Raw genomic sequence first — 11868 nt, forward strand, 5'->3', positions numbered from 1 at the left:
GTTCGACGGGGCGGCCCGGCGTTACCCAGCAGCACGACGCTCGAACCCATGAAATTGCCCGCCCCGTCGAACCACTCGCGCCCCTGCCGTCCGCGCCCCGCGGTCTGGCGGCGGGCGACCAGCCACAGGCCCTCGGCCCAGCCCTCCCCGTCACGCAGCGCGGCGGCGAGGTCGGCATTGGTCGAGCCGGTTTCTTCGACGAGGGTGATCAAACCGCGAGGAACAGCGAGGCGGCGGCCTTGCCCGCCAGATCGCTCAACGAAGGCGTCAGCAGGTAGCCCAGCGGCGAGATGATCAGCGCAGTGAGGAACAGCAACGTCCAGTGGCTCGCCTCGCTCCTGCCGGTGACGACGCCGACGGGCTCGTCGAAGAACATCACCTTGACGAACTTGATGTAGTAGAAGGCACCGATCACGCTTGCGGCGATGGCGATGGCGCCAAAGGCGACCAGTCCTGCCTCAATAGTGGCCTGAAACACGACGAATTTGGCGTAGAACCCGAGCAATGGGGGGATGCCGGCAAGGCTGAACATGAAGATCAGCAGCGCCCAAGCGATCGCCGGACGGGTGACCGAGAGGCCCCGGATGTCGGCGAAGGTCTCGTAGAGGTTGCCCTCCCCGTCCCGCAGCATCAGCAGCGCGACGAAGCAGCCGATGCTCATCGCGACATAGATGAAGAGGTAGACCAGCATCGCCGCCGCCCCGTCCGCGTTCGCGACCGCGAGGCCCAAGAGGATAAAGCCGATATTGTTGATCGAGGAATAGGCGAGCAGGCGCTTCAGGTTCTCCTGCCCGATCGCTCCCAGCGCGCCGAAGACGATCGAGGCGAGCGCCATGAACATCACGATCTGCTGCCAGGCCTCGACCTGACCGCCGAACACCTCGAACACCACGCGCGCGGTGAGGCCCACGGCGGCGACCTTGGGCGCGGTGGCGAAGAAGGCGGTGACGGGGGTCGGCGCGCCCTCATAGACGTCGGGCGTCCACATGTGGAAGGGCACGGCGCTGATCTTGAAGGCAAGGCCCGACAGGACGAAGATGACCCCGAACAGCGCGCCCGTTCCCATTTCGCCGGTCAGCCCGGCGCGCACGGCCTCGAACCATGTGCCGCCGGTGAAGCCGTAGAGCAGGCTCATCCCGTAGAGCAGGATCCCCGAGGCAAGCGCGCCGAGCACGAAATACTTCAGCCCCGCCTCGCCCGAACGCGTGTCGCGGCGCAGGATCGCGGCAAGGACGTAGGCCGAGAGGCTGTTCAATTCGAGACCGAGATAGAGGCTCATGAAATCATTGGCCGAGACCATCAGGCTCATGCCGACGCTCGCGAACAGCACCAGCACCGGATATTCGGCGCGCATTCCGCGTTCGGTTCCGGCGGCGGGGCTGGCGAAGAAGGACGGCGCAATGATCAGCGCGGCGATGGCGGAAAGGTAGATCAGCGCCTTGGCGAACAGCGCATAGCTGTCGACCTTGAGGAGGCCGCCGAAGGCCAGCGTCGCCGGGCCGTCCACGCCGAAATGCAGGCCCGGCACGATCAGGATGCCGGCCACGAACAGCGCAGCCGCAGCCGCGATGGCGATCTGGCGCGCGGCCTTGTCCCCGCCCCATGCGGCGAGCAGCAGCAGGACGAGCCCCGCGCCGGTCAGCACCAGCTCGGGCAGGACGAGCGCGAAAGAAGCGGCGAAATCCATCAGTGCGCGCCCTCCTCGGCGCCGTCGTGTTCCATGCCCTCATGCCCGGCACCCTCGCCCGCGCCGTGATGCTCCAGCGCATTGGCGGCTTGGCCACGCGGGGTGCCCGGCGCAATCCGCGCGTCGCTCGCAGGTGCGGCGGCAGCAAGCCGGGCGTCGAGCGTGGCGATGTCCTTGCGCATCGGGGCGAGGAAGCTTTCGGGATAGACGCCCATCCACAGCACGGCGGCGGCAATGGGCGCCATCATCACCCACTCGCGTGCGGAGATGTCGGGCATGGCAGCGGCGTCTGCGTTGCTCTGCCCGCCAAACGCCACGCGGCGATAGAGGTAGAGCATGTAGGCCGCGCCCAGAATGATCCCGGTGGTGCAGATCAGCGCGACAAGGCTCGAGGTCTGGTAGATGCCCGCCAGCGACAGGAACTCGCCGACGAAGCCGCTGGTGCCGGGCAGACCGATGCTCGCCATGGTGAACAACAGGAAGAACAGCGCGTAATAGGGCATGTTGATCGCAAGCCCGCCATACCGCGCGATCTCGCGGGTGTGGAGGCGGTCGTAGATCACGCCGACGCACAGGAACAGCGCGCCCGAGACGAGGCCGTGGGACAGCATCACGATCATCGCGCCCTCGAGCCCCTGCACGTTGAAGGCGAACAGGCCGACGGTGACGATCGCCATGTGCGCCACGGACGAATAGGCGATCAGCTTCTTCATGTCGGCCTGCACCAGCGCGACCAGCGAGGTATAGACCACCGCGACCATCGACAGCACGAAGACCAGCCATGCGAACTGCGCGGAAGCCTCGGGGAACATCGGCAGGCTGAAGCGGATGAAGCCGTAACCGCCCAGCTTGAGCAGCACGCCTGCGAGGATCACCGAGCCCGCGGTCGGGGCCTGCACGTGCGCATCGGGCAGCCAGGTGTGGAGCGGCCACATCGGCACCTTCACGGCGAAGCTCGCGAAGAAGGCCAGCCAGAGCCACGTCTGCGCGCCCGCCGGGAAGCCGTATTCCATCAGCGTCGGGATGTCCGAGGTGCCGGCCTGCGCCACCATCCAGAACATCGCGATCAGCATCAGCACCGAGCCGAGCAGGGTGTAGAGGAAGAACTTGTAGCTCGCGTAGATGCGGTTGTCCCCGCCCCACACGCCGATGATCAGATACATCGGGATGAGGCCCGCCTCGAAGAAGACGTAGAACAGGAACAGGTCCTGCGCCGCGAAGGTGCCGATCATCAGCACTTCCATGAACAGGAAGGCCGCCATGTATTCGCCGACGCGCTTTGTAACCGAATCCCAGCTGGCAAGGATGCAGACCGGCATCAGGAAGACGCTGAGCATGATCAGCATCAGCGCGATGCCATCGATCCCGAGCGCATAGCTGAAGCCCGCGAAGAGCTCGGCGCGCTCGGTGAATTGCCACTGCTGTCCGCCGATATCGTAATTGGCCCACAAGGCGATGCCGAGCACCAGAGTGATAAGCGTCGCCCCGAGCGCGATCCAGCGGGCGGCGCTCGTGCCCGCAAACAGGCACGCCAGCGCGCCTGCCAGCGGCACGCACATCATCAGCGACAGGATGGGAAGGCCTTCCATTACGAAGCGCGCTCCTAAAGCAGAACGTAGGTGACAGCGGCGACCAGCCCGAGGAGCATGATCAGCGCATAGGTGTAGAGGTAGCCCGACTGGATCGACTTGGCCGCGAGCGAGGACCGCTGGATCACCGAAGCGACGCCGTTGGGGCCGAAGCGGTCGATCGTGCCGACGTCGCCCAGCTGCCAGAAGGCGCGGCCGAAGGCGAAGGCGGGCTTGACGAACAGGACGTCATAGAGCTCGTCGAAATACCACTTGCGGTAGACGAAGTTGTGCAGGGCTCCGAAGCTCGCGACGAACTTGCCCGGGATGTCGGGCTTGGCGATGTAGGCGAGGTAGGCGCCCGCAAAGCCGATGATCATCACGATGAAGGCGGTGTACTTCACCCAATAGGGCACCGCGTGCATCGCGTGGATCAGCGGCTCGTTGTAGAAGATCGACCCGGCCCAGAAGGCGGCACTGTCGAGGAAGGCGGGCGCGAAGACCTGCCCTGCCGCAATTGCGCCGATGCTCAGCACACCGAGCGGGATCAGCATCGAGGCCGGGCTTTCATGCGGGTGATAGCCGCCGGTGGTGTCCTCGCCAGCTTCGGCCGGGGTCTTGTGGACGCTGTGCTGGATATGCTCGCTCTCGATCCAGCGTGGGCGGCCCCAGAAGGTGAGGAACATCAGGCGCCACGAATAGAAGCTGGTCAGCAGCGCGGCGATGGCGCCGGCCCAGAAGGCGAACTGCCCCGTCCCCGTCCCGCGCGCGAAGGCGACCTCGAGGATCGCGTCCTTCGACCAGAAGCCCGCGAACCCTGCGCCGAGGTGATAGACCCCGAGCCCGGTGATCGCCAGCGTGCCCATCATCATCGCCCAGAAGGTCAGCGGGATGTGCTTACGAAGCCCGCCATAGTAGCGCATGTCCTGCTCGTGGTGCATCGCGTGGATCACCGAGCCGGCGCCGAGGAACAGCAGCGCCTTGAAGAAGGCGTGGGTGAAGAGGTGAAACATCGCCGCGCCGTAAGCTCCGACGCCCGCGGCAAAGAACATGTAGCCGAGCTGCGAGCAGGTCGAATAGGCAATCACCCGCTTGATGTCCCACTGGGTGGTGCCGATGGTCGCCGCGAAGAAGCAGGTTGCAGCCCCCACGATGGTGACGATGGCGAGCGCGGTCGGCGCGGTCTCGAACATCGGCGAGAGGCGGCACAGCATGAACACGCCCGCGGTCACCATGGTCGCGGCGTGGATCAGCGCGGAAACGGGCGTCGGCCCCTCCATCGCGTCGGGCAGCCAGGTGTGCAGGCCCAGCTGCGCGCTCTTGCCCATCGCGCCGATGAACAGGAGGATGCACAGGATGTCCATCGTGTAGAGGCGCATGCCGACGAAGGTGATGGTCGATCCGCTCATGCCGGGGGCCGCCGCGAGGATCTCGGGGATCGAGGTCGTCTGGAACACCAGATAGGTGCCGAAGATGCCGAGCATGAAGCCGAGGTCGCCCACGCGGTTGACCACGAAGGCCTTGATCGCCGCCGCGCCCGCCGACGGCTTCCGGAACCAGAAGCCGATCAGCAGATAGGACGCCAGCCCCACCCCTTCCCATCCGAAGAACATCTGGACGAGGTTGTCGGCCGTCACCAGCATCAGCATCGCGAAGGTGAACAGCGAGAGATAGGCGAAGAAGCGCGGCTGGTCCGGGTCCTCCTCCATGTACCCCCAGGAATAGAGGTGCACGAGCGCCGAGACCGAGTTGATCACCACCAGCATGATCGCGGTGAGGGTGTCGACCCTGAGCGCCCAGTCGAAGGTCAGGCTGCCGCTCTGCACCCACTTGAGCACGGGCACGACTTCGGCCGTGGCAGTGCCGCCGAGAAAGCCGAGGAAGATCGGCCAGCTGAGGCCCGCGGCAAGGAACAGCGCGCCCGTGGTCACGCTCTTGGCGGCGACATTGCCGATCATGCGGTTGCCGAGCCCTGCGATCAGGGCAGCCACCAGCGGCGCGAAGACGATGATGAGGATCTGCGTGGACACGCGCGCTTACCCCTTCATCCGGTTGATGTCGTCGACCGCGATCGAGCCGCGGGTGCGGAAGTAGATCACGAGGATCGCCAGACCGATGGCGGCCTCGGCCGCGGCGACGGTCAGCACCAGCATCGCGAAGACCTGCCCGGTGAGGTCCTGCAGGAAGGCGCTGAAGGCGACGAGGTTGAGATTCACCGCGAGCAGGATCAGCTCGACCGCCATCAGGATGACGATCACGTTCTTGCGGTTGAGGAAGATCCCCAGCACGCCGAGCACGAACAGGATCGCGCCCACGACAAGGTAATGTTCGATCCCGATCACAGCTCGATCCCCTGGCCCACTTCGGGGCTCTTCATGACGGTGGCCTCTTCCGGCCGGCGGCGGATCTGCTTGCCCACATCCTGCCGCGCGCGCGCGCCGGGCTTGGGCGGCTGGAAGGTCAGCACGATCGCGCCGATCATCGCGACCAGCAGGATGATCCCGGCGATCTCGAAGAGGATGATGTAGCGGCCATAGAGCAGCGCGCCCAGGGCCTCGATATTGGAGGTGTCGGCGGCCTGCACGGCATCGCCAGCGGCCTTGCCGAGGGTCAGCCCGCCCGCGTTGTAGGCGCCTACCGCGAGCAGCAGCTCGGCGAGCAGCACCGCGGCGATCAGCAGCCCGAGCGGCGCGTTGCGCGAAAAGCCCGCGCGCATCGCGGCAAAATCGATGTCGAGCATCATCACCACGAACAGGAACAGCACCGCGACCGCGCCCACGTAGACGATCACCAGCAGCATTGCGATGAATTCGGCGCCGAGCAGCACCATCAGGCCCGCCGCGTTGAAGAAGGCGAGGATCAGCCACAGCACCGAGTGCACGGGGTTCCTCGCCATCACCACCATGACGGCGCTGGCGATCACGATGGCCGCGAAGAAATAGAAGGCGATGGCCTGTATCAGCATGATGCGTCTCCGCCGATCCGTCCCCCCGGCATGAGGCCGGGGCGAGAGAAAGCGGCATTTGATCCCTTAGTCCAAGTGTGAGCCGCAGCAGAACGCCCCGGCCCGGTAGCCCCATGTCCTCGTCGCCGCGCGCCCTAGCGGTAGGGTGCGTCGGCTTCAAGGTTGGCCGCGATGGCCCTTTCCCATTTGTCACCATTCGCGAGCAGCTTGGCCTTGTCGTACAAGAGCTCCTCGCGGGTTTCGGTCGAATATTCGAAGTTCGGCCCCTCGACGATCGCATCGACCGGGCAGGCTTCCTGACAGAAACCGCAGAAGATGCACTTGGTCATGTCGATGTCGTAGCGGGTGGTGCGGCGGCTGCCGTCTTCACGCGGTTCGCTCTCGATGGTGATCGCCTGCGCGGGGCACACGGCCTCGCACAGCTTGCACGCGATGCAGCGTTCCTCGCCATTCGGATAGCGCCGCAGCGCGTGCTCGCCGCGGAAGCGGGGCGAGAGCGGGGCCTTCTCGAAGGGGTAGTTGATCGTCACCTTGGGCTTGAAGAAATACTTCAGCGTCAAGGCATGCGCCTTGAGGAATTCCCAGAGGGTGAACGATTTGATGAGGTGGGAGACGGTCATTCAACAACTCCCCCACAATGCGCGGCATAAACCATATCTGCTTCTTCTTTTCCGTCGATAGCCCATAAGGCGACTACGGCGATCCATTCGCTCGAAATGTCGCGGCCGAAAATCTCGAACTCGCCCCGAGTATTGCCGTCCTTCGAGCTGATCCAGTTTTCGACCAGCTGCGGAGGCATGTTCCGCCGCGTGAACTCCAAAGCGGGCCCTTGCGCAGGGGAATTCTGCACCCGAGCCATCTGGATCGTGCCCGAAAGAGGCCCCGCGCCATCCGGCTCGAGATCGACAAAATTGCCGTTTGGCCTGGCAAGGAAGGTGAACCTTTCGCCCTTGCCGTTTACCGCATGGCAGCGCCCACTTTCCGCTGGGCGGCGCGCGAGCAGGTCGATCAATTCGAGAGGTGTCTCTTCCGGACCAGCTAGAGGCGCTAACTCGGAATCTGCGTTTCCGACTTTGCACATGCCTGCGCCGACGGGAAGATTGGCTCCGTCTCCGGTTATGTCACCCCAAAGCAAGGCTCGCCATGTCTGTTCGAACTTCGGGAGTGGTTCCAAGACAAGAACCAAATCGTCGCTCCCGTCGCTGATGCCGTAGGCAACAGCATCGCTCGGAAGCGTATCGCGGATCGACAGCCGCAGATTGCTGACATCCATCCTGCCACGCACGCTGTCGAAACGCATCACGCGGGCGCTGGACCCAGAGTCGAACTGAAGAACCGTAGCTTCACCGTCAGAAAGTGCGAAATTGCACGAGATCTGAGGCAGTGTCTCAGCCGCACTCGCTGCAACAGGCATGGCAGCAAGTACTGCGCCCAAAGCAATTCGTGACGCTAGGCGCATCATCCGAAATGCCCCGTCGCCATCAGGTAGCCGCTGGTCGCCGCGACAAACAGCAGGCTCATCGGCAGGAACACCTTCCACCCGAGGCGCATCAGCTGGTCGTAGCGGTAGCGCGGCACGGTCGCCCAGATCCAGCTGAACATGAAGAAGAACACGAAGGTCTTCAGCAGGAACCAGATGATCCCCGGCACCATGTAGAGCACCGGAATATCGAGCGGCGGCAGCCACCCGCCCCAGAACAGCAGCGTGTTGAGCGAGCACATCAGCAGGATGTTCGCGTATTCACCCAGCCAGAACAGCGCGAAGCTCATCGAGGAATATTCGGTCTGGTAGCCCGCGACGAGCTCGCTCTCGGCCTCGGTGAGGTCGAAGGGTGCGCGCGCGGTCTCGGCCAGCGCCGAAATGAAGAACACCACCCACATCGGGAAGAGCAGCGGGTGCACCGCATAGGCGTTGATCAGCCCGAGCCCAAAGCCCTGCTGGGCGTTCACGATCCCGCTGAGGTTGAAGGTGCCCGCAAACAGCACCACGCAGACCAGCACGAAGCCGATCGAGACTTCGTAGGAGATCATCTGCGCCGAGGCGCGCATGGCCGAGAAGAACGGGTATTTAGAGTTCGACGCCCACCCGCTCATCACCACGCCGTAAACCCCCATCGAGGAGATCGCGAGGATGTAGAGCAGGCCGACATTGATGTCCGACAACACCACGCCCGCATCGAAGGGGATCACCGCCCAGGCCGCCAGCGCGACGGTGAAGGTGATGATCGGCGCGATCAGGAAGATGCCCTTGTTCGCGGCGCTCGGGATGATGGTCTCCTGCAGGAACACCTTGAGGCCGTCCGCGAAGGACTGCAGCAGCCCGAAGGGGCCCACCACATTGGGGCCCCGACGCATCATGATCGCGCCGAGCACCTTGCGGTCGACATAGATCACCATCGCGACGGAGAACATGACGAGCAACGAGATCACGATGATCCCGGTCAGCGTGGCCACCGTCCAGGCCCATTCGTAGGGCAGGCCGAGGGATTGGAAGAAACCGGTCATTCCGCGGCCTCCTTGACGTCGGCGCCGTGGAGCAGTTCGTCAGAGCAACGCTGCATCACCTCGCTCGCGCGGGCGATGGGGTTGGTGAGGTAGAAGTCCTTGATCGGGTAGCCCGCGATCTCGCCTTCGAACTTGGCGCCGCTGTCCGCCTTGGGCAGCGCGCCGTAATCGGCGAGACCCTCTTCGCCCAGCGCGGGCACGGCGGCGATCATCTTGGCCTGCAACTCGCCGAAGCTGTCGAAGCCGACCGTGACGCCCAGAGCATCGGCGAGCGCGCGCAAAATCGTCCAGTCCTCGCGCGCGTCGCCGGGCGCGAAGACGGCCTTCTCGGCGAACTGCACCCGGCCTTCCGTGTTGACGTAGGTCCCGTCCTTCTCGGCATAGGAGGCGCCCGGCAGGATGATGTCCGCGTGATGCGCGCCCTTGTCGCCGTGGTGGCCGATATAAACCTTGAGGCTCCCTGCGTAGGGCGCATAGTCCATCTCATCCGCGCCGAGGCTCAGGAGCACTTTGGGGGCAGCCGCCGCGATGTCGCCCATCCCGCCCGGCAGCGTGAAGCCGAGCATCAGCGAGGCCATGCGCGCGGCTGAGATGTGCAGCACGTTGAAGCCGTTCCACACGCTCCCGTCCTCATTGGTGCGCACCAGATCGAACTTGCCCGCCAGCTTGAGCGCCGCCGGAAGCGCGCCCTTGGCGAGCGCCGCCGCGCCGAGGATCACAGCCGGGCGCTTGGCCGACTTCATCGCATCGCCCAAGGCCTTGGGCACGCGGTTCAGCAGCTTGAGGTCGCTGCCGAGGAAGGTCGCCGGATAGGTCGGGTCCCATTGGGGCCCGATGATGAAGACCTTGGCCCCGGCCTTCACCGCCTTGCGCAGGCGGACATTGAGCAGCGCGGCCTCCCAGCGGACATTGCTGCCGACGATCAGGATGGCATCGGCGGTCTCGATCCCGGCGAAGGTGCTGTTGAAGTTGACCGCGGCGAGGTTCGACACGTCATAGGTCATGCCGGTCTGGCGCGCCTCGGTGAGGTTCGAACCGCAGGCATTGACCAGCGCCTTGGCCGCAAACATCGTCTCGGCATCGAGCAGATCGCCCGCGACCGCGGCGATGCTCGCCTTGTTGCCTTCGAGCGCGGAGGCGATCATGCCGAAAGCCTCGGCCCACTCGGCAGGCTGCAAGCGGCCATCGCGGCGCATCCAAACGCGGTCGAGGCGGCGCTTGGTGAGGCCATCGACCTGATAGCGGCCCTTGTCCGAGAGCCACTCCTCGTTGACGTCGTCATTGATGCGCGGCAGCGCGCGCATGACTTCGCGGCCCTTGGAGTGGAGCGTGATGTTGGCGCCCACCGCGTCCGAGACGTCGATGCTGAGCGTCTTCTTCAGCTCCCACGGCCGCGCCTCGAAGGCATAGGGGCGGCTGGTCAGCGCACCGACCGGGCACAGGTCGATGACATTGGCCGACAATTCATGCGCCGCCGCCTGTTCGAGGTAGGTGGTGATCTGCATGTCCTCGCCGCGGTACAGCGCGCCGATTTCGTCCACGCCCGCGATCTCTTCGGAGAAGCGCACGCAGCGGGTGCAGTGGATGCAGCGGGTCATGATCGTCTTGATCAGCGGGCCCATATACTTCTCGGTCACCGCGCGCTTGTTCTCGTGATAGCGCGAACCGCCGCGGCCATAGGCGACCGCCTGATCCTGCAGATCGCACTCGCCGCCCTGGTCGCAGATCGGGCAATCGAGCGGGTGGTTGATGAGCAGGAACTCCATCACCCCTTCGCGGGCCTTCTTGACCATGGGGGAATCGGTGCGGATTTCCTGGCCCTCGGTGGCCGGCAGCGCGCAGGAGGCCTGCGGCTTGGGCGGCCCGGGCTTCACCTCGACAAGGCACATGCGGCAATTGCCGGCGATCGAGAGCCGCTCGTGATAGCAGAAGCGCGGGATTTCCTTGCCCGCCAGCTCGCACGCCTGCAACACAGTCGCGCCCGCCGGGACCTCGATTTCCTGACCGTCTACGGTGACCTTGGGCATTACTCGGCTGCCTCTTGGAATTGCGCGTTGTGCTCGTGGATCCGCCGCTCAAGCTCCGGCCGGAAGTGGCGGATCAGCCCCTGGATCGGCCATGCGGCGGCATCGCCCAGGGCGCAGATGGTGTGGCCTTCGACCTGCTTGGTGACCTCCTGCAGCATGTCGATTTCCTCGATCGCCGCGTCGCCCGTGCGCAGGCGCTCCATCATTCGCCACATCCAGCCCGTGCCTTCGCGGCAGGGGGTGCACTGGCCGCAGCTTTCGTGCTTGTAGAAATAGCTGAGGCGGCTGATCGCGCGGACGATGTCGGTCGACTTGTCCATGACGATGACCGCCGCGGTGCCGAGGCCGGAGCCCAGTTCCTTCAGCCCGTCGAAATCCATCGGCGCGTTGCGGATCTGCTCGGCGGGGACGAGCGGCACCGAGGAGCCGCCAGGGATCACAGCAAGCAGGTTGTCCCACCCGCCGCGAATGCCGCCGCAGTGCTTTTCGATCAGCTCCTCGAAGGGGATGCTCATCGCTTCCTCGACGACGCAGGGCTTTTCCACGTGGCCGCTGATCTGGAACAGCTTGGTGCCCTTGTTGTTCTCGCGCCCGAAGGAGCTGAACCACGAGGCACCGCGCCGCAGGATCGTGGGCGCGACCGCAATGCTCTCGACGTTGTTGACCGTCGTCGGACAGCCATAGAGACCCGCACCCGCCGGGAACGGGGGCTTCAATCGCGGCTGGCCCTTCTTGCCCTCGAGGCTCTCGATCATCGCGGTCTCTTCGCCGCAGATATAGGCCCCCGCGCCGCGGTGCATGAAGACGTCGAAATCGTAGCCCGAACCGCAGGCGTTCTTGCCGATCAGGCCCGCGTCATAGGCCTCGGAAATCGCCTTCTGGAGCGTCTCGGCCTCGCGGATATATTCGCCGCGGATGTAGATATAGGCCGCCCGCGCGCGCATCGCGTAGCCGGCGACCAACGCGCCCTCGACGAGCTTGTGCGGATCGTGGCGGATGATCTCGCGGTCCTTGCAGCTGCCCGGCTCGGATTCGTCGGCATTGATGACGAGGAAGCTCGGCCGCCCGTCACGCGATTCCTTGGGCATGAAGGACCACTTGAGCCCGGTCGGGAAG

The 11868-nt window shown here is 65.0% G+C and carries 10 protein-coding genes and 1 pseudogene; all 11 read right to left on the reverse strand.

Translation table 11 applies throughout. The annotated features are described in order from the left end of the window. Positions 1–212: pseudogene (locus AX692_RS12675) on the reverse strand (biotin--[acetyl-CoA-carboxylase] ligase); the annotation flags it as partial. Continuing rightward, a complete protein-coding gene (gene nuoN / locus AX692_RS12680) occupies positions 209–1687 on the reverse strand; it encodes an NADH-quinone oxidoreductase subunit NuoN (RefSeq protein ID WP_073976169.1) in 1479 nt (492 codons plus the stop codon). The gene nuoN and the pseudogene AX692_RS12675, both read right to left, overlap by 4 nt. Then, positions 1687–3276, reverse strand: a complete 1590-nt coding sequence (locus AX692_RS12685) for an NADH-quinone oxidoreductase subunit M (RefSeq protein WP_073976168.1) — start codon at positions 3274–3276, stop codon at positions 1687–1689. The genes nuoN and AX692_RS12685 overlap by 1 nt, the downstream gene beginning before the upstream one ends. A gap of 14 nt (positions 3277–3290) precedes the next feature. Next, a complete protein-coding gene (gene nuoL, locus AX692_RS12690; RefSeq protein WP_073976167.1) occupies positions 3291–5285 on the reverse strand; it encodes an NADH-quinone oxidoreductase subunit L in 1995 nt (664 codons plus the stop codon). A 6-nt stretch (positions 5286–5291) separates the two neighbouring features. Continuing rightward, complete coding sequence (nuoK, locus tag AX692_RS12695) at positions 5292–5597, reverse strand: NADH-quinone oxidoreductase subunit NuoK (protein ID WP_066527581.1); 306 nt, start codon at positions 5595–5597, stop codon at positions 5292–5294. Further along, complete coding sequence (locus AX692_RS12700; RefSeq protein WP_073976170.1) at positions 5594–6217, reverse strand: NADH-quinone oxidoreductase subunit J; 624 nt, start codon at positions 6215–6217, stop codon at positions 5594–5596. Before AX692_RS12700 ends, nuoK begins: the two co-directional genes overlap by 4 nt. Before the next feature lie 137 nt (positions 6218–6354). Next, a complete protein-coding gene (gene nuoI / locus AX692_RS12705; protein ID WP_066527576.1) occupies positions 6355–6840 on the reverse strand; it encodes an NADH-quinone oxidoreductase subunit NuoI in 486 nt (161 codons plus the stop codon). After that, entirely contained in the window at positions 6837–7520 is a 684-nt protein-coding gene (locus AX692_RS12710; RefSeq protein ID WP_155645032.1) for a hypothetical protein, read from the reverse strand. Before AX692_RS12710 ends, nuoI begins: the two co-directional genes overlap by 4 nt. Positions 7521–7678: 158 nt before the next feature. Beyond that, positions 7679–8725: an NADH-quinone oxidoreductase subunit NuoH gene (gene nuoH / locus AX692_RS12715; protein WP_073976165.1), complete on the reverse strand. Its 1047-nt coding sequence runs from the start codon at positions 8723–8725 to the stop codon at positions 7679–7681. Further along, entirely contained in the window at positions 8722–10752 is a 2031-nt protein-coding gene (gene nuoG, locus AX692_RS12720) for an NADH-quinone oxidoreductase subunit NuoG (RefSeq protein WP_073977713.1), read from the reverse strand. The genes nuoH and nuoG overlap by 4 nt, the downstream gene beginning before the upstream one ends. Further along, positions 10752–11868: NADH-quinone oxidoreductase subunit NuoF (nuoF, locus tag AX692_RS12725; RefSeq protein WP_073975284.1), on the reverse strand; the 1117-nt coding region annotated here is incomplete at its 5' end. The genes nuoG and nuoF, both read right to left, overlap by 1 nt.

It is taken from the genome of Erythrobacter donghaensis (assembly GCF_001557325.1).
Classification (GTDB): Bacteria; Pseudomonadota; Alphaproteobacteria; order Sphingomonadales; family Sphingomonadaceae; genus Erythrobacter; species Erythrobacter donghaensis_B.

Excerpts from the sequence above, each read along its gene's own strand:
- nuoN (WP_073976169.1), bottom strand. The coding sequence starts at position 1,687 with ATGGATTTCGCCGCTTCTTTCGCGCTCGTCCTGCCCGAGCTGGTGCTG.
- AX692_RS12685 (WP_073976168.1), bottom strand. The coding sequence starts at position 3,276 with ATGGAAGGCCTTCCCATCCTGTCGCTGATGATGTGCGTGCCGCTGGCA.
- nuoI (WP_066527576.1), bottom strand. The coding sequence starts at position 6,840 with ATGACCGTCTCCCACCTCATCAAATCGTTCACCCTCTGGGAATTCCTC.
- AX692_RS12710 (WP_155645032.1), bottom strand. The coding sequence starts at position 7,520 with ATGCGTTTCGACAGCGTGCGTGGCAGGATGGATGTCAGCAATCTGCGG.
- nuoH (WP_073976165.1), bottom strand. The coding sequence starts at position 8,725 with ATGACCGGTTTCTTCCAATCCCTCGGCCTGCCCTACGAATGGGCCTGG.
- nuoG (WP_073977713.1), bottom strand. The coding sequence starts at position 10,752 with ATGCCCAAGGTCACCGTAGACGGTCAGGAAATCGAGGTCCCGGCGGGC.